Raw genomic sequence first — 23,115 nt, forward strand, 5'->3', positions numbered from 1 at the left:
GATCGCCAACACCCGCATGTACATCCTCGATGCCCAGCAACAACCGGTGCCGCACGGCGTGGTCGGCGAGCTGTATATCGGTGGCGTGCAGGTGGCGCGCGGTTATCTGAATCGCCCGGAGCTGAACGCCGAGCGCTTCCTCAACGATCCGTTCCAGGCCAATGGGCGGATGTACCGCACTGGCGACGTCGCCCGCTATCTGCCGGACGGCAATATCGAATACCTGGGCCGTAACGACGATCAGGTGAAGATCCGTGGCCTGCGCATCGAACTCGGTGAAATCCAGGCACGCCTGACCCAGATCGATGGCGTGCAGGAAGCCGCCGTACTGGCCCGCGAAGATGCATCCGGCGACAAGCGTCTGGTGGCGTACTACACCGGCGCACGCCTGGAAATCGACGTGCTGCGCAGCCATCTGCTGGAGCACCTGCCGGACTATATGGTGCCCGCGCTGTTCGTGCACCTCGATGCATTGCCGCTCAGCCCCAACGGCAAACTCGACCGCAAGGCACTGCCGGCCCCGGATCTGGCGGCGCTGACCGCCCGCGAATACGAAGCCCCGGTGGGCGAAGTGGAAATCACCCTCGCACGGCTCTGGGCAGAGTTGCTCAACGTCGAGCGGGTAGGGCGCCACGATCATTTCTTTGAACTGGGTGGTCACTCGCTGCTGGCGGTCAGTCTGATCGGCCGGCTGCGTCAGGAAGGCATGGAAGCCGATGTCAGGTCGCTGTTCGAACATCCGACCTTGGCAGGCTACGCCGCAATTACCGAACGAATGGAGATCGTCCTGTGAACGTGATCGAACTGTTGGCCACATTGAAGGCTAAAGATATCCAGCTGGCGGTCGCGGACGACCAATTGCGGGTCAATGGCAACAAGCAGGCGTTGAACGACCCGGCGTTGCTGGCGCTGTTGCGCGAGCACAAACCGGCGCTGATCGAACTGATCAAGGCCGGGCAGTACTCGGCCAGCAAGCACGGTCAGGTCGAAGTGCCAGCCAACGGCATCGTTGCGGGCACCACGCACATCACCCCGGCGATGCTGACGCTGGTCGAGCTCGACCAAACCACCATCGACCACCTCGTCGCACAAGTCCCCGGCGGCGCAGCCAATGTGCAGGACATCTACCCGCTGGCGCCGCTGCAGGAAGGCATCCTGTATCACCACGTCAGTGGCGGTGACGGCGATCCGTATGTCATGCAATCGCATTTCGCCTTTGCCAGCCGCGAGCGTTTTCAAGCGTTCGCTCATGCGCTGCAAGCGGTGATCGATCGCCATGACATTCTGCGCACCGCTGTGCATTGGGCAGGGCTGGATGCACCGGTGCAGGTGGTCTGGCGCCGCGCCGAACTGCCGGTGGAAGAGGTGACGTTGCCTGATGCAAATGGCGACGTGCTGGCGTATCTGCACGAGCGCTTCGACGCCCGGCATTTCCGCCTCGACGTTACCCAGGCGCCGCTGATGCGTCTGGCCCACGCCTGGGATGAGGCCGGGCAACGGGTGATCGCCACGCTGTTGTTCCATCACATGGCGCTCGACCACTCGGCCCTCGACGTGGTGCGCCACGAAATGCGCGCGTGCCTCACCGGGCAGCGTGAACGGCTCGGGCGCCCGGTGCCGTTTCGCAACTACGTGGCGCAGGCGCGTCTGGGCGTCAGCGAGGCCGAGCACGAGGCGTTTTTCCGCGAGATGCTCAGCGACATCGACGAACCGACGCTGCCTTACGGCCTGCAGGACGTGCAGGGTGACGGCAGCGAAATCGTCGAACTCAGCGTGCCGGTCGCGGCGCTATTGGGCCAGCGTCTGCGGGCGCAGGCGCGGTCGCTCGGCGTCAGTGTCGCGAGCCTGTTCCACCTCGGCTGGGCGCAGGTGCTGGCCGCGCTGACCGGCAAGCAGCAGGTGGTGTTCGGCACGGTGCTGATGGGCCGCATGCAAGGCGCTGAAGCGATTGATCGGGCGCTGGGGATTTTCATCAACACCTTGCCGTTGCGGGTGAACATCGACGGGCAGGACGTGCGCGCGGCGGTCAACGCCACCCACGCCCGGTTGACCACGCTGATGCGGCACGAACACGCACCGCTGGCCCTGGCTCAGCGCTGCAGCCACGTCGTGGCGCCGACCCCGCTGTTCAGCACACTGCTCAATTATCGTCACAGCCACAACGTGGCCACTGCCAGCGCCGAGACCCTCGCGGCGTGGCAGGGCATCACCACCCTGCACTCAGAAGAGCGCAGCAACTATCCGCTGACGATGAGTGTCGATGACCTCGGTGACGGTTTCAGCCTGACCCTGCTGGCCAGCACCCAGACCGATCCACAGCGCATCTGCGACTACCTGCACTGCGCGCTGGAAAACCTCGTGCTTGCGCTGGAGCAGGCGCCGCAGACACCGGTCAACCAACTGCCGATCCTGCCGGCGGCGGAGCTTGCGCAGGTACTGCTCGAGTTCAATGCCACTCAAGTGGATTTCCCGGCTGCACAGACCATCCAGCAACGTTTCGAGGCACAGGTGGCCGAACGGCCGGACGCGCTGGCGGCAGTGTTTGCCGACGCGCAACTGACCTACGCCGAACTCAATCAGCAAGCCAATGCCTTGGCGCAGCATCTGATCGGTTTGGGCGTGAAACCCGACGACCGTGTCGCCATCGTCGCCCGTCGCGGGCTGGACACCCTGGTCGGGCTGGTGGCGATCCTCAAGGCCGGCGCCGGTTACGTGCCGATTGACCCGGCGCACCCGGCGGAGCGATTGAACTACCTGCTCGACGACAGCGCGCCAGTCGCCGTACTGACCCAAAGTCATCTGCGCGAGCGACTGCCGGCGCTAAACGTGCCGGTGCTCGACCTCGATCACTGCAACTGGCCGCTGACGGTTACGCAAAACCCGCAGGTACCGGGCCTGAGCACCGCGAACCTGGCCTACGTGATCTACACCTCCGGCTCCACTGGTTTGCCCAAAGGCGTGATGGTCGAGCATCACACCTTGAGCAATCTGGTCGACTGGCACTGCACCGCGTTCGACCTGTGTGCCGGGCGTCACACCTCAAGCCTGGCCGGGTTCGGCTTCGATGCGATGGCTTGGGAAGTCTGGCCGGCGCTCTGCGCGGGCGCGACCCTGCATCTGGCGCCGACTCACGAGGGCGGCGAAGACATCGATGCCTTGCTCGCGTGGTGGTGCGCGCAGCCGCTGGACGTGAGCTTCCTGCCGACCCCGGTGGCCGAATACGCCTTCAGCCAGAACCTCGAACACCCGACCCTGCGCACGTTGTTGATCGGCGGCGACCGCTTGCGGCAGTTCAATCGCAATCAGCATTTCGACGTGATCAACAACTACGGCCCGACCGAGGCCACGGTGGTCGCGACCTCAGGTCTGGTGCAAAGCGGCGACGCGCTGCACATCGGCAAACCGCTGAGCAATGCCACGGTGTACCTGCTCGACGAACAACAGCGCCCGGTGCCGCTTGGCGTTGCCGGTGAGCTGTACGTCGGCGGTGCCGGGGTTGCCCGTGGCTACCTCAATCGCCCGGACATGACTGCCGAACGCTTTCTGCGTGACCCGTTCAGCCGCGCGCCGAACGCGCGGATGTACCGCACCGGCGACCTTGCACGCTGGCGTGAAGACGGCAACATCGAGTACCTGGGGCGCAACGACGATCAGGTGAAAATCCGTGGCGTGCGCATCGAATTGGGCGAGATCGAAACCTGCCTCAACCAGTTGCCGGGGATTCAGGAAGCGGTGCTGCTGGCCCGCGAAGATCAACCCGGCCAGCCGCGACTGGTGGCCTACTTCACCGAACAGCCGCAGGTCGAAGCGCTGCCGGTGGGCGAGTTGCGCGCGCAATTGCTCAGCCGGTTGCCGGAGTACATGGTGCCGACCGCGTTCGTCAAACTCGCCGCGCTGCCGCTGACCGCCAATGGCAAGGTCGACCGCAAGGCCTTGCCGGCGCCGGATCTGGCGGCGCTGTTCACCCGCGAGTACGCAGCGCCCGAAGGCGAGGTGGAAACCGCGCTGGCGCAGATCTGGGCCGACGTGCTGCAAGTCGAGCGGGTCGGGCGTCAGGATCACTTCTTCGAACTAGGCGGGCATTCGTTGCTGGCGATGCGCATGGTCTCGCAAGTGCGCCAGCGCCTGGGTGTCGAGCTGGCGCTGAGCGATCTGTTTGCCAACGCCGAACTGGCGGCGGTCGCGGCAGTGCTGAGCGAGGCCGGACGCTGTGCGCAACCGCAGATCGTGCCGGTCCCGCGTGACGGCGCGTTGCCGCTGTCGTTCGCCCAGCAACGCCTGTGGTTCCTCGCGCAAATGGAAGGCGCCAACACCGCCTACAACATTCCCGTGGCCCTGCGTCTGCGTGGCCGTCTCGACGACGCGGCGCTGCAACGCGCACTGGCACGGATCGTCGCCCGGCACGAAACCCTGCGCAGTCGCTTTGCGCAATTCAACGACGAAGCGCAAGTGCTGATTGCCCCGGTGGACACCGGTCTGCTGCTGCGTGTCGAGGACCTGCGCCAGCACCCGCAACCCGAGGAAACCTTGCAAGCGCTGATTCAGGGCGAAGCCTCCGGGCCGTTCGACTTGCAGGACGATCCGTTGATTCGCGGGCGACTGGTGCGGTTGGCGGATGATCACCATGTGCTGTTGCTGACCCTGCACCACATCATCTCTGACGGTTGGTCGATGGGCGTTTTGACCCGCGAACTGATGGCGCTGTATCAGGCGTTCAGTCACGGTCAGCCGGATCCATTGCCGCCGCTGGCGCTGCAATACACCGACTACGCGGTGTGGCAGCGGCGCTGGCTCAGCGGCGAGGTGCTGCAACGCCAGAGCGAATACTGGCAACAGAACCTGGCCGGCGCCCCGGCGCTGCTGATGCTGCCGACCGATCGGCTGCGCCCGGCGCAGCAGGACTATGCCGGCAGCAGCGTTGCCGTCGTGCTCGACGAGCGCCTTAGCGCCGGGCTCAAAGCCTTGGGCCAGCGCCACGGCGTGACCCTGTACATGACGCTGATGAGTGCCTGGGCGATGCTGCTCAGCCGCTTGTCCGGACAGGCGGAAGTGGTGATCGGTTCGCCAGTGGCCAACCGCACCCGCGCCGAGATCGAAGGCCTGATCGGCATGTTCGTCAACACCCTGGCGCTGCGCATCGACACCTCGGGCGAGCTGAGCGTCGAAGCGCTGCTGGCGCGGGTCAAGGCGCAAACCCTGCAAGCGCAGGCGCATCAGGATCTGCCGTTCGAGCAAGTGGTGGAAATCACCCGGCCCGTGCGCAGCCTGGCCCACAGCCCGTTGTTCCAGACCTTGCTCAGTTGGGATGGCCTCGAAAGCCCGGCGCTGGCCCTCGGCGAACTGACGCTGGAAGGCGTGGCCGAGCCGAGCCACTTCGCCAAGTTCGACCTGTCGCTGAGCCTCAATGAGTCCAACGGCAGCATTCGCGGATCGCTGGAATACGCCACGGCGTTGTTTGACCAGAGCACGGTCGAGCGCTTCACCGGTTACTTCCTGCGCCTGTTGCAGGCGATGGTCGCCAACGATCAGGCGCTGCTGGAACAGGCGACGCTGCTGGCGCCGGAAGAACAGCAGCGTTTGCTGGTCGAGTTCAATGCCACGGCGGTCGATTACAACCTTGATCAGACCATTCACGGCTTGTTCGAGGCGCAAGTGGCGCGCTCGCCGCTGGCACCAGCGGTGGTCGCGGGTGAGCAGCAACTGAGCTACACCGAACTCAACGCCCGAGCCAATCAACTGGCGCGGCACCTGCGTGATTTGGGCGTAGGGCCGGATGCGCGGGTGGCGATCTGCGTCGAACGCGGTCTGGACATGGTGGTCGGGCTGTTGGCGATCCTTAAGGCCGGCAGCGGTTATGTGCCGCTGGACCCGGCGTATCCGCTGGAACGACTGGCCTACATGCTCGAGGACAGCGCGCCGCTGGCGGTGCTGGTGCAGGGTTCGACGCGTTTGTTGCTCGGTGACGTTGGCGTGCCGGTGATCGATCTGGATCTGCCGCATTGGCAAGCGCTGGCGACGGAAAACCTTTCGCTCGCTGAATTGACCCCGCAGCACACCGCCTACGTGATCTACACCTCCGGCTCCACCGGCCAACCGAAAGGCGTGATCAACGAACACGGCGGGGTAGTCAACCGCCTGCTGTGGATGCAGGACGCCTATCAACTCACCGCCAGCGACACGGTGTTGCAGAAGACCCCGTTCAGCTTCGACGTCTCGGTATGGGAGTTCTTCTGGCCGTTGATGACTGGCGCCCGATTGGTCATGGCCCGACCTGAGGGGCACAAGGATCCGCAGTACCTCAGTGAAGTGATCGAGCGTGAAAACATCACCACGCTGCACTTTGTCCCATCGATGCTCGACGTTTTCCTCGCTCACGCCGACACCGCACGTTGCAGCAGTCTGCGGCAAGTCATGTGCAGCGGCGAAGCGTTGCCGGGCAGCGTGGTGCGGCGTTTCAAGCAGCAACTGCCGGCCAGCCAACTGCACAACCTCTACGGTCCGACCGAGGCCGCAGTGGACGTGACCGCGTGGAACTGCGCCGGGCCGCTGGAAAGCACCCCGGACAACACGCCGATCGGCAAACCGATCGCCAACACCCGCATGTACATCCTCGATGCCCAGCAACAACCGGTGCCGCACGGCGTGGTCGGTGAGCTGTACATCGGTGGCGTGCAGGTGGCGCGCGGTTATCTGAATCGCCCGGAACTGAACGCCGAACGCTTCCTCAATGATCCGTTCCAGAGTAATGGACGGATGTACCGCACCGGCGACGTCGCCCGCTATTTGCCGGACGGCAATATCGAATACCTGGGCCGCAACGACGATCAGGTGAAGATCCGTGGCCTGCGCATCGAACTCGGTGAAATCCAGGCACGCCTGACCCAGATCGATGGCGTGCAGGAAGCCGCCGTATTGGCCCGCGAAGACGTGCCGGGCGACAAGCGTCTGGTCGCGTACTACACCGGCGCACCGCTGGAAGTCGAAACACTGCGCAGCCATTTGCTTGAGCACCTGCCGGACTACATGGTGCCTGCAGTGTTCGTGCATCTCGATGCATTGCCGCTGAGCCCCAACGGCAAACTCGACCGCAAGGCACTGCCGGCCCCGGATCTGGCGACGCTGACCGCCCGTGAATACGAAGCCCCGGTCGGCGAAGTGGAAACCGCGCTCGCGCAGCTCTGGGCTGAATTGCTCAAGGTTGAGCGGGTAGGGCGCCACGACCATTTCTTCGAACTCGGTGGTCACTCGCTGCTGGCGGTGAATCTGGTGGCGCGGATGCGCCGTGCCGGCCTGAGCGCCGACATTCGCGTGCTGTTCAACCAGCCGACCGTCGCCGCGCTGGCCGCTGCCGTGGGCGGTGAACCGGAAGCCGAAGTCCCGGCCAACCTCATCCCGGCGGACTGCACGCGCATCACTCCCGAGTTGTTGCCACTGGTGGCGCTCGACCAGCCGAGCATCTACCGCATCGTCGCCAGCATCCCCGGCGGCGTGGCCAACGTGCAGGATATTTACCCGTTGGCGCCGTTGCAGACCGGCATCCTCTTTCATCACCTGTCCGCCGCCCAAGGCGATCCGTATGTGTTGCAGGCGCAGTTCGCGTTTGCCGATGAGCAACGCCTGAACAGCTTCACCCAAGCCTTGCAGAACGTAATCCAGCGCCACGACATCCTGCGCACTTCGCTGTTCTGGGACGGGCTGCAAGACCCGGTGCAAGTGGTCTGGCGTGAGGCGCCGCTGGCGTGCGAAGCGCTGGAGCTGAATGGCACGGACGGCGATGTACTCGAGCAATTGCGCCGGCGCTTCGACGCCGCGCAGTACCGCATGGCCGTCAATCAGGCGCCGCTGATGCGCGTGATGCACGCCTGGGATTCAGCCAATCAGCGGGTGGTGGCGTTGTTGCTGTTCCATCACCTGGTGATGGACCATGTGGCACTGGAGGTGCTGCAACACGAAATGCAGGCGTTCCTCAGCGGCCAGCCGCAACGTCTGGCCGAACCGGTGCCGTATCGCAATTACGTGGCGCACAGCCGTGGCGCAATCAGTGATCAGGCGCATGAAGCGTTCTTCCGCAAAATGCTCAGTGACATCAGCGAACCGAGCGCGCCGTACAGCCTGCACAGCATTGCCGAGGGCCACGCCGCAGAAGCACGACGGGTACTCGACCTCGATCTGAGTCAGCGCGTCAGGGCCAAGGCCCGACGGCTGGGGATCAGCGCCGCGAGCCTGATGCATCTGGCCTGGGCGCAGGTGTTGGGAAAACTCTCCGGGCGTGACGAAGTGGTGTTCGGCACTGTGTTGCTGGGGCGGTTGCAGGCGGGCGAGGGCGCCGAGCGCGCGCTCGGGGTGTTCATCAACACCTTGCCGCTGCGGGTCGATCTCGGGCAACGCTCGGCGCAGGAAGCCGCGCTCGCCACCCACCAACGGTTGAACGCGCTGCTGCAACATGAGCATGCGCAATTGGTGCTGGCCCAGCGTTGCAGTGGTATGCCCGCCGGCACGCCGTTATTCAGCACGCTGTTCAACTATCGCCACAGCGCAACTGCCGACACGCCTTCCCCGGAGGCGGCGAACGCGTGGCAAGGCATGCAGTTGCTCAATACCCAGGAGCACACCAACTATCAGTTGAGCGTGAGTGTCGATGACCTCGGCGAAGGTTTCGCCTTCACTGCACTGGCCGCTCCCGGCATTAATCCCGCACGCATCTGCGAGTACCTGCAACGGGCGGTGAGCAACCTGCTGCAGGCACTGGAACAGACACCACAATTGAGCGTTGATCAGGTGTCGATCCTGGCCCCAGACGAACGCCGGCAATTGCTGGTCGAGTTCAATGCCACCGAGCGGGAATACCCGCGTGCGCCGACCGTGCACGCATTATTCGAAAGGCAAGTGGCGGCCGATCCGCACGCCATCGCTGTGGTGCATAGCGGGCAAACGTCGAGTTATGGCGATTTGAATGATCGGGCCAACCGCTTGGCCCACTACCTGATCGCTCAAGGCGTACAGCCGGGCGCTCATGTGGCGATCCTGCTGCCGCGCTCGCGGGAGCTGTTGGTCGCGCAGCTGGCGATTGCCAAGTGCGCAGCGGCCTATGTGCCGCTGGACATCAACGCGCCGAGCGAGCGCCAGGCGTTCATGCTTGAGGACAGCCGCGCCGTGGCGTTGCTGACACTCAGCAGCGAAGAGATCGACTACGCTGCGCCGCGCATCGACCTCGACCGGCTCAAGCTCAGCGGTCAGTCGACGCACAATCCGAATCTGGCGCAAAGCTCGGACGCGCTGGCGTACATCATGTACACCTCCGGTTCCACCGGTACGCCGAAGGGTGTGATGGTGCCGCACCGTGGCATCGCTCGTCTGGTGCTGAACAACGGCTACGCCGATTTCAACCCGCAGGATCGCGTGGCGTTTGCGTCCAACCCGGCGTTCGACGCCAGCACCATGGACATCTGGGGGCCGCTGCTCAACGGCGGACGCGTGGTGGTGATCGATCACCAGACCCTGCTGGATCCGAACGCATTCGGTCGCGAATTGAGCGCCAGCGGCGCGACAATCCTGTTTGTCACCACCGCGCTGTTCAACCAGTACGTGCAACTGATTCCGCAGGCCCTGAAAGGCTTGCGCATGGTTCTGTGCGGCGGTGAACGCGGCGATCCGGCAAGCTTCCGCCGCTTGCGGGCCGAGGCGCCGCAGCTGCGCATCGTGCATTGCTACGGCCCGACCGAAACCACCACTTACGCCACCACGTTTGAAGTGCACGAAGTGGCGGAAAACGCCGAAAGCGTGCCGATTGGCGCGCCGATCTCCAACACGCAGGTGTACGTGCTCGACGCGCATCAGCAACCGGTGCCGATGGGCGTGACCGGCGAGTTGTACATCGGCGGGCAGGGCGTGGCCCTCGGTTACTTGAACCGTGCCGATCTGACGGCGGAAAAATTCCTGCCCGATCCGTTCAGCGACCGTCCGGGCGCGTTGCTCTACCGCACTGGCGACCTCGTGCGCTGGCTGGCGCCGGGGCAGCTCGATTGCATCGGGCGCAATGACGATCAGGTGAAAATCCGTGGTTTCCGCATCGAACTCGGTGAGATCGAAAATCGTTTGCTGAGCTATCCGGGGATCAACGAAGCGGTGGTGCTCGCCCGGCGCGATGGTCAGGAACCGCTGCGGCTGGTGGCCTACTACACCGCGCACGACGGCACGCTGGAACTGGCTGGCCTGCGTGAGCATTTGCAGACGCAATTGCCGGAATACATGGTGCCGAGTGCCTGGGTGCAGCTCGATGCCTTGCCGCTGAACAACAACGGCAAGGTTGATCGCAAAGCCTTGCCCGAACCGGATGCTGCGGCGTTGTTCACCCGTGAATACGTTGCGCCGCAAGGTGAACTGGAAACCGCGCTGGCGCAGATCTGGGCCGAGACCCTGCAAGTCGAACAGATCGGCCGCCATGACCACTTCTTCGAACTCGGCGGTCATTCGTTGCTGGCGATGCGCATGCTGTCGCAGGTGCGCCAGCGTCTGGGCGTCGAACTGCCCCTGAGCGAGTTGTTTGCCGATCCGCATCTCAGCGCGGTGGCCGAGGTGCTGACCCGCGCCGGGCGCAGCACGCTGCCAGAGATCGTCGCGGCCGCGCCGGATCAAGCGCTGCCGCTGTCCTTCGCCCAGCAGCGCCTGTGGTTCCTCGCGCAAATGGACGGTGGCAACTCGGCGTACAACATTCCGCTTGGCCTGCGCCTGCGCGGGCAACTCGACGGCGAAGCGCTGCAACGCGCACTGGCGCAGATCGTTGCGCGGCACGCAACCCTGCGCAGCCGTTTCGTCAGCATCGACGATCAGGCGCAGGTGCTGATTGCGCCGGTCGATAGCGGTCTGCTGTTGCCGATTGAAGACCTGCGCCAAGACCCGCAGGCCGAAGCCAGCGTGCAGGCGCTGCTCGCGCAGGAAGCCGCGACGGCCTTCGATCTGCAGCACGATCCACTGATTCGCGGACGTCTGGTACGTCTGGCCGACGAGCACCATGTGCTGTTGCTGACCGTGCATCACATCGTCGCCGACGGTTGGTCGATGGGTGTGCTGACCCGTGAGCTGATGGCGCTGTATCAGGCCTTCAGTCACGGTCAGCCGGATCCATTGCCGCCACTTGCGCTGCAATACGGCGACTACGCCGTGTGGCAGCGGCGCTGGCTCAGCGGTGAAGTGCTGCAGCGGCAGAGCGATTACTGGCAGCAGACCCTCGACGGCGCGCCGGCCTTGCTGACCCTGCCCACCGACCGTCCGCGTCCGCCACAACAGGACTTTGCCGGCAGCAGCGTCGAAGTACGCCTGGATGAGCAACTAAGTGCCGGGCTAAGAGCCTTGAGTCAGCGTCACGGCGTGACCCTGTTCATGACCCTGATGAGTGCCTGGTCGCTGTTGCTGAGTCGTCTGTCTGGGCAGTCCGACGTGGTGATCGGCTCGCCGGTGGCCAACCGCACCCGCGCTGAGATCGAAGGCCTGATCGGCATGTTCGTCAACACCCTGGCGCTGCGCATCGACACCTCGGGTGAACCGAGCGTTGCCACGCTGCTGGCGCGGGTCAAGGCGCGCACGCTGGAGGCGCAGGCGCATCAGGATCTGCCGTTCGAGCACGTGGTGGAAATCGCCCGGCCGGCGCGCAGTCTGGCGCACAGCCCGTTGTTCCAGAGCACGCTGAGCTGGGACAGCAGCGTCGGCCCGCACCTGGCGCTGGGCGATCTGCGCCTCGAAGGGGTGGCCGCGCCGGGCCGGGTGGCCAAGTTCGACCTGACTTTGACCCTGGGTGAGGTCAACGGGGTGATTCGCGGTTCGCTGGAATACGCCACGGCGTTGTTCGATCAAGCGACCGTCGAGCGTTATGTCGGCTACTTGCAGCGCCTGCTGGCGGCGATGGTCAGCGATGAGCTGACAGTCCTGGAGCGGGTGCAATTACTCGCCGAGTCTGAGCGTCAGCGCTTGCTGTACGACTTCAACGCCACGGCGCGCGAGTATCCGCAAACGCTGACCGTACACGGGATTTTCCAGCAACAGGCAGCGGCGCATCCCAAAGCGGTGGCGGCGGTGCATGGCGAGCATTCGCTGAGCTACTTTGAGCTGAACGCCCAGGCCAACCGTCTGGCGCATCACTTGATCAGCCACGGCGTGCAGCCCGGCGACCACGTGGCGATCCTGTTGCCGCGTTCGCTGGAATTGCTGGTGGCGCAACTGGCGATTGCCAAGTGCGCGGCGGCCTATGTGCCGCTGGACATCAACGCGCCAAGCGAGCGGCAGGCGTTCATGGTCGAGGACTGTCACGCGGCGGCGTTGCTGACCCTCAGCAGTGAAGTCATCGACTACGCTGCGCCACGCATCGACCTCGACCGCTTGACCCTCAGCGGCCAACCGACGCACAACCCGAATCTGGCGCAGTCCTCGGAGTCGCTGGCGTACATCATGTACACCTCCGGTTCCACTGGCACGCCGAAAGGCGTGATGGTCCCGCACCGCGCCATCGGCCGCCTGGTGCTGAACAACGGTTACGCCGATTTCAATGCGCAGGACCGCGTGGTGTTCGCCTCCAACCCGGCGTTCGACGCCAGCACCATGGACATCTGGGGACCGCTGCTCAACGGCGGGCGTGTGGTGGTGATCGATCACCAGACCTTGCTTGATCCGAACGCGTTCGGCCATGAATTGAGCGCCTCCGGGGCGACCGTGCTGTTCGTCACCACGGCGCTGTTCAACCAGTATGTGCAGCTGATTCCGCAGGCGCTGAAAGGCTTGCGCATTCTGTTGTGTGGTGGTGAGCGTGGCGATCCGGCGGCGTTCCGTCGACTGCTGGCCGAGGCGCCCGCGCTGCGCATCGTGCATTGCTACGGTCCGACCGAAACCACCACTTACGCCACGACATTTGAAGTGCGTGAAGTGGCGGAAAACGCCGAGAGCGTGCCGATTGGCGCGCCGATCTCCAACACTCAGGTGTATGTGCTCGACACGCATCAGCAACCGGTGCCGATGGGCGTGACCGGCGAGTTGTACATCGGCGGGCAGGGCGTGGCGCTGGGTTATCTGAATCGCGCCGATCTGACCGCCGAGAAGTTTCTGTGTGATCCGTTCAGCGAGCAGCCGGGTGCGTTGCTGTATCGCACCGGCGACCTCGCACGCTGGCTGGCCCCGGGGCAGCTCGATTGCATCGGGCGCAATGACGATCAGGTGAAGATTCGCGGTTTCCGTATCGAGTTGGGCGAAATCGAAAACCGCCTGCTCAACTGCCAGGGGATCAAGGAAGCCGTGGTACTGGCGCGCCGCGATGGTCAGGACATCACCCGTCTGGTGGCGTACTACACCGCGCACGCCGGCCGCCTGGACAGCGCCGATCTGCACGCGCAGTTGCTGGCACGACTGCCGGAATACATGGTGCCGACCGCGTGGGTGCAACTGGATGTGCTGCCGTTGAACAACAACGGCAAGGTCGACCGCAAGGCGCTGCCGGCACCGACGCAGGCAGCGCTGCTCAGCCGGGTGTATGTGGCGCCGATCTCGGCGCTGGAAGACCATTTGGCGCGGATCTGGGCTGGCTTGTTGCAGCTCGAACAGGTCGGTCGTCACGACAACTTCTTCGAACTGGGCGGGCACTCGTTGCTGGCGATGCGCATGCTGTCGCAGGTGCGCCAGCAGTTGGGCGTCGAGCTGACACTCGCCGAGCTGTTCGCCAACCCCGAGCTGGCCGCTGTCGCCGAGGTACTGAGCCGGGCGGGGCGCAGCACCTTGCCGGAGATTTTGCCGGCGCCGCGTGATCAGCTATTGCCGCTGTCCTTCGCCCAGCAACGTCTGTGGTTCCTGGCGCAGATGGATGGCGGCAACAGCGCCTACAACATCCCGGTCGGTCTGCGCCTGCGCGGTCGGCTGGATGAAGACGCGCTGCAACGGGCACTGGCACGCATCGTCGCCCGACACGAAACCTTGCGCAGCCGCTTCAGCCAGATCGACGATCAGCCGCAGGTGCGGATTCTGCCGGCCGACACCGGTCTGTTGCTGCCGGTAGAAGACCTGCGCCGGCACCCGCAGGCTGATAACGCCTTGCGCGGCCTGATCGAGGAGCAGGCCTGCGCCTCCTTCAATCTGCAGCATGATGCGCTGCTGCGCGGACGTCTGGTGCGTCTGGCTGATGATCATCATGTGCTGTTGCTGACGCTGCACCACATCATCGCCGATGGCTGGTCGATGGGCGTGCTGACCCGTGAGCTGGCCGCGTTGTATCAAGCGTTCAGCCGTGGCGAAGACGATCCGCTGCCGCCGCTGGCGCTGCAATACACCGACTACGCGGTGTGGCAACGGCGCTGGCTCAGTGGCGAGGTGCTGCAGCGTCAGAGCGATTACTGGCAGCGGACCCTGGCCGGCGCGCCAGCCCTGCTGACCCTGCCCACCGACCGTCCGCGTCCGCCACAGCAGGACTATTCCGGCAGCCGCGTCGACCTGCTGCTCGATCAACACTTGAGCGCCGGTTTGAAAGCCTTGTGTCAGCGTCGCGCGGTGACGCCGTACATGGTGATCATGAGCGCCTGGGCGATGTTGCTCAGTCGGTTGTCCGGGCAGAGCGACGTGGTGATCGGCTCGCCGGTGGCCAACCGCACCCGCGCCGAGATCGAAGGCCTGATCGGCATGTTCGTCAACACCCTGGCGCTGCGCATCGACACCTCGGGTGAGCCGAGCGGCGAGGCGCTGCTGGCGCGGGTCAAGGCGCAGACTCTGGACGCTCAGGCGCATCAGGATCTGCCGTTCGAGCAAGTGGTGGACATCAGCAAGCCTGTCCGCAGCCTGTCGCACAGCGCGTTGTTCCAGACCATGCTCAGTTGGGACAACAACGACGGTCCGAGCCTGACCCTCGGCGACCTGACCCTGGAAGGGGTGGCCGGCGACAGCCATTTTGTGAAGTTCGACCTGTCGCTGAGTCTTGGCGATTCCCACGACGGGATTCGCGGTTCGTTGCGCTATGCCACGGCGTTGTTCGATGAAGCGACGGTGCAGCGTTTTGTCGGCTACTTCCAGCGGCTGCTGGCGGCGCTGGTCAACGATGATCAGGCGGTGCTTGCGCGAGTGCCGTTGCTGGCACCGCAGGAGCAGCAGCGTTTGCTGGTCGATTTCAATGCCAGCGCCGTTGATTGTCCGCTGGAGCAGCCGTTGCATGGCTTGTTCGAAGCGCAGGTGCGGCGCAAACCGGACGCTGTCGCGCTGCAGTCCGCGCAAGGCAACCTGACCTACCGCGAGCTCAATCAGCGCGCCAACCGCTTGGCCCAGCACCTGCGCGAACTCGGTGTGCAGCCGGATGCGCGGGTGGCGATCTGCGTCGAGCGCGGGTTGGATCTGGTGGTCGGTCTGCTCGGCATCCTCAAGGCCGGTGGTGCCTATGTGCCGCTGGACCCGGGGTATCCGGTGGAGCGTCTGGCCTACATGCTCAAGGACAGCGCGCCGACTGCGGTGCTGGTGCAGACCGCTACTCGCGGGTTGTTCGATGACGCGGTCGCCACGGTGATCGACCTTGACCGCAGTACCTGGCAGCACCTGCCGGATCACGATTCGTCAGTGCCGGGCCTCAGCGCCTCGAACCTTGCGTACATGATCTACACCTCCGGTTCTACCGGGCTGCCGAAGGGCGTGATGATCGAACACCGCAGCGCCTGCAACATGGTGCATTGGGGTTCGCAGATTTCGCCGCCGACCGAACACGGTGCGTTGCTGCAAAAAGCACCGTTCAGCTTCGACAGTTCGGTGTGGGAGATCTTCTGGCCGCTGTGTTCCGGGATGCGTCTGGTGCTGGCGCGGCCGAACGGCAACCGCGATTCGGCCTATGTGGTGCAGACCATTCGTGAGCAGCAGGTCACCGTAGTCAAATTCGTTCCGGCGCTGTTGCAGCAGTTCATTGAGCAGGACGGTGTCGAGCAATGCACCAGCCTGACCGATGTGCTCAACGGTGGTGGTGAACTCAGTGCGGTACTGGCGCGACAGGTGCGTGATCGCCTGCCGTGGGTGCGTTTGCACAACGTTTATGGCCCGACTGAAACCACGGTGGACAGCACGGGCTGGACGCTGGAGCCGCATATGCCGGTGCCGGACAACGTGGTGCCGATCGGCACAGCCTTGAGCAACACTCGGCTGTACGTGCTCGATGCGTACGGTCAGCCGGTGCCGCAAGGCGTCAGTGGTGAGTTGCACATTGGCGGCGTCGGCGTGGCGCGTGGTTATCACGGACTGCCGGAGATGCAGGCCGAGCGCTTCATCGACAGCCCGTTTGTGGCGGGTGATCGCCTTTACCGTACGGGAGATCTGGCGCGCTACAACAATCACGGCGAGCTGGAATTCCTTGGTCGCAACGACTTCCAGATCAAGCTGCGGGGCTTGCGCTTGGAGCCGGGGGAAATCGAGGCGCGGCTGATCGAACATCCGGCGATTCGCGAGGCGGTGGTGATGGTGCGTGATGAGCGTCTGGTGGCCTGGTACACCATGCGTTCCGGCGTAGAAGCACCGAGTCTTGAGACGTTGCGCAGCCATGTGCTGGAGCGTCTGCCGGAGTACATGGTGCCGGGCGCGTTCGTGTTGCTCGACGCCTTGCCGCTGACACCAAACGACAAGATCGACCGCAAGGCCTTGCCGGAACCGGGTGCAGACGCGGTGATCAACCGCCCATACGTGGCGCCACAGGGTGAAGTCGAAACCGCACTGGCGCAGATCTGGAGCGAGGTGCTTGGCGTCGAACAGGTCGGGCGGCACGACAACTTCTTTGAACTGGGCGGGCATTCGTTGCTGGCGGTGAAGCTGGTCAATCTGATGCAACGGGCCGGGCTGCCACTGTCGCTGGCCGAACTGTTCCAGCATCCGAGCATCGAGTCTGCCGCCGCGCTGCTCAGTCAGGGCGAGGCGGTCAGTCAGCCTGACGGGCTGGTCGTGGTGCGTGCCGGGGCGCACGGTACGCCGCTGTTCCTGCTGCATGAATTCAGCGGCAGGGACGTGTACTTCCCGACGCTGGCCCAGCACATCGGTGGCGAGTTCCCGATTTACGGCCTGCCTGGCGTGACGCTCGGTCAGCCGCAATTGCGCACGCTTGAGTGCATGGCGCAGCGCATGGTCGGGATCATCCGCGCGGTACAGCCTCACGGGCCGTATCGGCTGGCGGGCTGGTCGTTCGGTGGAGTGCTGGCGCATGAAGTCGCGCAGCAATTGCTCGGCCTCGATGAGCCGGTGGATTTCATCGGCATGCTCGACAGCTATGCGCCAAACCCGCTCGCCCAGGACAAAACAATGTGGAGCGGCGAGGGCCTCGACAAGCGTCAGTTGCTCGGCCATTGCCGTGGGCGTTCGCTGATGCTTGGTGCTGGAAGCGAGACGGCGCTGGCGGCGGTGCAAGCGCTGGAAGCGCAAGTCGAACAACTGGATTTCCCCGAGCTGTTCAAGCGCTGTCAGGCGCAGCAGCTGACCGATCCAGAACTGGCCACGGTCAGTGCGGTGGAAGCCTGGCATTACTTTGATCGCGAAGCGGCGCATCGTCTGGCGCTGGCGCATTACCGGGTCAGCCCGGCGAGCCAGCCGATCCACCTGTTCCGTGCCCAGGAACTGATGGAAGGCCAGTCATTGCCGAGCCCGACGCGCGGCTGGGAAGAGCGCTTCGACATTGGCTTGCTGCGCTGCATCGACATCCCCGGCGACCACCGGACCATGATGAAGCACCCGCACATCCAAGCGCTCGGCCAGGCCATTACCCAGGCGCTGGAAACCCTGGTGACGCCGGAACCGGCGCTGTATCAACCGCTGCTGACGATTCAGACCGGGCAGCCGGGGCATGCGCCGATTTTCTGTGTGCCGGGGGCGGGTGACAGTGTCACCGGGTTCATTCACCTGACCGAGGCCATCGGCCCGGAATGGCCGATCATCGGCCTGCAACCGCGCGGGCTGGACGGCATCAGTGTGCCGCACAGCGCGGTCGAAGCCGCTGCCGCGTTCTACCTGCAAGCCATCGAGCAGATCCACCCGCAGGGGCCGCTGCACCTGATCGGCCATTCGTTCGGCGGCTGGGTCGCGCATGCCATGGCGGCGCAGTTGCAGGCGGCCGGGCGCGAGGTGGCTTCGCTGACCTTGATCGACAGCGAGGCACCGGGCGGTGACGGCACGGCGGGCAAGCCGCACACGGCCACTGCCGCGCTGCAACGGCTGATTGACACCCTGCAGTTGTCCTGTGGCAAATCGCTGGGCATCGATCCTGCGACCTTCGCCAACGCCGACGACACCACGCAACTGCGTCTGCTGCACGACGGCATGGTGCGCGCCGGGGTGTTGTCGGAGCGCGCGGCGCCGGACGCGATACACGGCCCGGTACGCACATTCGCCAGCGCCTTGCGCACGGTCTATCAACCGCGTCTGGCCTACACCGGGCCGGTGCGGCTGGTGCTGGTCGATGACCCGACGCTGGACGAGTGGGGCAATCAGCGCGAACAGGCGGCGATGCTCGAAGGCTGGCAGCGGCAGGTCAGCGATCTGGCGGTGTGGTACGGGCCGGGCAACCACTTCACGATTCTCAAGGCGCCCAACGTCTTCAGTTTCGCTGCGTGGTGGCATGACGGTCTGTCGCTGGCGGTCGGCGAAGTGCTGTCCTGAGTGTTGTTTTTCTATCAAGACCCGGCCACTGGCCGGGTTCATCCCTGAACGGACTTGTGGTTATTTATGGAAAAGTCGAAGTTGCGCAAAGTCGGTATGGGGTTGGCGTTGGCGGCGGTGGCCGGGTTGGTGCTGTACACGGTGCAGGCACCGGCCGAAGCGCCGAAATACCAGACCGCCCCGGTCGAACGCTCGGATATCGAAAACACTGTGCTCGCCACCGGTTTGCTGGAGGGCGTCAAGCAGGTGGACGTCGGTGCCCAGGTGTCGGGGCAGTTGAAGTCGCTCAAGGTCAAGGTGGGCGACAAGGTGAAGAAGGGCCAGTGGCTGGCCGAGATCGATCCGTTGGTGCTGCAGAACACCCTGCGGCAGGCGCAGGTCGATGAGGAAAACCTGCAGGCGCAAAAGCGCGCCACGCAAGCCCAGCTCAAGCAGACCAAAGCGATTTACCAGCGCTATCAGAACCTGCAGGAAGATGCGTCGATCTCGCGTCAGGACTTCGAAACCGCGCAATCGGACTACGAGGTGCAGCAGGCCAATCTGCTGTCGCTGGATGCGCAGATCAAGAGCGCGCACATCCAGATCGACACCGCCAAGGTCAACCTCGCGTATACGCGGATCGTCGCGCCGATCGACGGCGACGTGGTCGGCATCGTCACCCAGGAAGGCCAGACCGTGATTGCTAACCAGTTGGCGCCGATCCTGCTGAAACTGGCGGATCTGGACACCATGACCATCAAGGCCCAAGTGTCGGAAGCCGACGTGATTCATATCGCGCCGGGGCAGCAGGTGTATTTCACCATTCTCGGCGAAGACAAACGCTATTACGGCAAGCTGCGCGGCACTGAGCCGGCGCCGCAGAACTTCCTCGAAACGCCGCCGGCCGGCACCCCAAAACAAAACACCGCAGTGTTCTATAACGCGCTGTTCGAGGTGCCCAATCCCGACCATCGCTTGCGCATCTCGATGACCGCGCAAGTGCGCATCGTCCTCGATACCGCGCAATCGGTGCTGACCGTGCCGGTGGCCGCGCTTGGGCCACGCAACGCCGATGGCAGCTTTCCGGTGCGGGTGCTCGATGCCAAGGGCCAGGCGCAGTCGCGCAACGTGCAGACCGGGATCAACAACAACGTCAAAGTGCAGATCAATCAGGGCCTCAGCGAAGGCGAGCGGGTGGTGATCGGTGATCCGTTGCCCGCCGTGGCGGGGGCTTGAGCATGACGCAAGCGTTGCTGCAACTGACTGGCATCACCCGCAGTTTCACTGCCGGCGACCGCGAATTTCTCGCGCTGAAGGACATCAACCTGACGATCAATGCCGGAGAAATGGTGGCGATCATCGGCGCCTCCGGTTCCGGCAAGTCAACCCTGATGAACATCCTCGGCTGCCTCGATTACGCCACCGCTGGCAGCTACAAGATCAATGGCCAGGAAACCCGCGACCTCGATGATCAGGCGCTGGCCGAGCTGCGCCGCGATTACTTCGGTTTCATCTTCCAGCGCTATCACTTGCTGCCGCACCTGAGCGCGATGCACAACGTCGAGATGCCGGCGATCTACGCCGGCATCCCCGCGCCGCAACGCCACGCCCGCGCCCGCGAGCTGCTGGCGCGTCTGGGTCTCGACGGGCACCTGACGCACCGTCCGAGTCAGCTCTCCGGCGGTCAGCAGCAGCGGGTGAGTATCGCCCGGGCCTTGATGAATGGCGGTGAAGTGATTCTCGCCGACGAACCCACCGGCGCCCTCGACACCGCCAGCGGCAAGGAAGTGATGCGCATCCTGCTGGAGCTGCACGCGGCCGGGCACACGGTGATTCTGGTGACCCACGACCCGAAAGTCGCGGCCAACGCCGAACGCATCATCGAAGTCAGCGACGGTGAAATCCTCAGCGACCGGCGCAACCAGCGCGACACCGGGCAACTGTCGGACGAAGAGGAGGTGCCGCCCAAACCACCGGCGACACGCCGTTTGGTCGCCAGCCTCGGGCTGTTCAAGGAAGCGTTCAACATGGCCTGGGTGGCGCTGATTTCGCACCGCATGCGCACCTTGTTGACCATGCTCGGGATCGTCATCGGCATCACCTCGGTGGTGTCGATTTCGGCGATCGGCGAGGGCGCGAAAAACTACGTGCTCAAGGACATTTCGGCGATCGGCAGCAACACCATCGATATCTATTCCGGCAGCAGTTTCGGCGACAAACGCGCCGCGTCGATCGAGACACTGGTGCCGGCCGACGTCACCGCGCTGAATCAACTGTATTACGTCGACAGCGCCACCCCGGTGGTCGGTCGCAGCATGCTTCTGCGTTATCGCAACATCGACCTCGATGCGCAGATCAACGGTGTCAGTGATCAGTATTTCCAGGTTCGCGGAATCAAACTGGAGGCGGGCATCACCTTCAGCGAAACCGACGCCCGGCGTCAGGCGCAGGTGGTGGTGATCGACTACAACACCCGGCATCGGCTGTTCGCCGAGGGCGTCGATCCGCTGGGCCAGGTGATCCTGATCGGCAACCTGCCGTGCACGGTGATCGGCGTGGCGGCCGAGAACAAAAACCTGTTTGCCTCCGGCAAGACTCTCAACGTCTGGGTGCCCTACGAAACCGCCGCCGGCCGTATCCTGGGCCAACGTTTTCTCGACAGCATCAGCGTACGGATCAAGGACGGCCAGTCGAGCAAAGTGGTGGAAAATCACGTCACCCAATTGATGCTGCAACGCCACGGCATCAAGGACTTCTACACCAACAACCTCGACAGCGTGATGCAGACCGTGCAGAAAACCAGCCGCTCGCTGGCCTTGCTGCTGTCGCTGATCGCGGTGATTTCGCTGGTGGTCGGCGGCATCGGCGTGATGAACATCATGCTGGTGTCGGTCACCGAGCGTACCCGCGAGATCGGCATTCGCATGGCGGTCGGCGCACGGCAGTCGGACATCCGTCAGCAGTTTCTGGTGGAGGCGGTGATGGTCTGCTTGCTCGGCGGGGCCATCGGCATTTCCCTGTCGTATGCCATCGGCCATCTGTTTTCGCTGTTCATCAAGGAATGGGAGATGGTGTTCTCCATGGCCTCGGTGCTGACGGCGGTGATCTGCTCGACGCTGATCGGCATCGTCTTCGGCTTCGTCCCCGCGCGCAATGCATCGCGCCTCGATCCGATCGAGGCGCTGGCGCGGGACTGATTGCCGAAGCTGATTGGCCGGGCTCGTGCCTGAAGTGCAAAAATCGAAAGGGACGGGTCATGAACCCGTCCCTGTTTTTCGCTTTCCAACTGTGGGAGCTGGCTTGCCAGCGATGACGGCCTACCCGCCGACCAACCTCCCAACTGAATGCACTCATTCCAACTGTGGGAGCTGGCTTGCCAGCGATGGCGGCCTACCCGCCGACCAACTCCCACCTGAATGCACTCATTCCAACTGTGGGAGCGGGCTTGCTCGCGAAAGCGGCCTCACAGTCGACCAATCCCCAACTGAATACACTCGGTCAAATTGTGGGAGCTGGCTTGCCAGCGATGGCGGCCTACAAGACGATCACCCTCCCACTGAATGCACTCATTCCAACTGTGGGAGCGAGCTTGCTCGCGAAAGCGGCTTGCCAGACAACATCAAAACAACAGAGCAAACCCCGCACATAAACATAACCCCGCAACCACGTTTAAAGTACACGAACCGTTACGCCATAGCGGCTACAACGCCTTGCGCCGTTACCTACGCGTACGCCAGAATCCGCCGGCTTACACGGCTATGGGCCGGGCTATATCGTTTCCCTGTCACTGCAAAACAGTGATCGGGTTTGGTAGCCCGTTTCTAAGTGTGATGGCGACACCATATGCAGTCCCTTTTCAGGGGGACTCGATTTTTTATGGTGGCCATGCGTGGGGCTCCTTCGGGAGCGCCGGGTTTTCCTGCTTAGACCGGTCTACCAACCCGCGTATGGCCGCCACCCTCGTTTGGTAGCGAGAGTGATGGCTCCTTACTTTTGCTAAGCAGGAGCTTCATCCATGTTCAAAGCCACACCCAACCCCCCGGACACCTCGATCCCGTACGACCCGGCCCTCGACCCGCAGAAGATAAAAGCGGCAACCGATCGCGCCATCAATTTCTACCTCCACCCCGGCGCACTGAAGATCTCGGTCCCTTCAACCTCGTCATGCAAGGCGAACAGAATCTTCCTCATCGACCCCACCGTGGACGAAGAAACGTTGCTCGTCGAAGCCTGCGAATCATTAGCCGCCGCCAGCGACATGGCCCGTGATATCGGCGACACCGTCGATAACCCACAGCGCCGGGCCATGCTGATGCTGCATCAGGTGATCATGCTCAGTGAACTGATGGTCAACCGGGTACTGGACGGCCGCCGCATCCCGAACTAATCACGCGGCCCCTGTAGGAGCTGCCGCAGGCTGCGATCTTTTGATCTTGTTTTTAAAAAGCAACATCAAAAGATCGCAGCCTGCGGCAGCTCCTACAGGTCGTCATCCATTCAAAG

General features: G+C 63.9%; 5 protein-coding genes (1 of these 5 running past the window's edge). All 5 read left to right on the forward strand.

Features of this window, described 5'->3' with window-relative positions:
* Positions 1-793, forward strand: the 3' end of a protein-coding gene (locus QMX91_RS05740) for a non-ribosomal peptide synthetase (protein ID WP_282412389.1). 12,221 nt of this gene lie to the left of the window's left edge; only the last 793 of its 13,014 coding nucleotides appear in the window; its start codon lies off the left edge, out of view; its stop codon occupies positions 791-793.
* The gene (locus QMX91_RS05745) at positions 790-18,633 is read left to right on the forward strand and encodes a non-ribosomal peptide synthase/polyketide synthase (protein ID WP_282412390.1); all 17,844 of its coding nucleotides are present in this window, start codon (positions 790-792) and stop codon (positions 18,631-18,633) included. Before QMX91_RS05740 ends, QMX91_RS05745 begins: the two co-directional genes overlap by 4 nt.
* Before the next feature lie 66 nt (positions 18,634-18,699).
* Entirely contained in the window at positions 18,700-19,848 is a 1,149-nt protein-coding gene (macA, locus tag QMX91_RS05750) for a macrolide transporter subunit MacA (protein ID WP_096797354.1), read from the forward strand.
* Between the two features lie 2 nt (positions 19,849-19,850).
* Entirely contained in the window at positions 19,851-21,809 is a 1,959-nt protein-coding gene (locus QMX91_RS05755) for a MacB family efflux pump subunit (protein WP_135295543.1), read from the forward strand.
* 818 nt (positions 21,810-22,627) lie between these two features.
* On the forward strand, positions 22,628-22,999 hold the full coding sequence (locus QMX91_RS05760; protein WP_282412391.1) for a hypothetical protein: 372 nt from the start codon (positions 22,628-22,630) through the stop codon (positions 22,997-22,999).
* Positions 23,000-23,115 lie beyond the last annotated feature (116 nt).

The organism is Pseudomonas sp. PS01299 (assembly GCF_029960145.1).
GTDB classification, from domain to species: domain Bacteria; phylum Pseudomonadota; class Gammaproteobacteria; order Pseudomonadales; family Pseudomonadaceae; genus Aquipseudomonas; species Aquipseudomonas putida_A.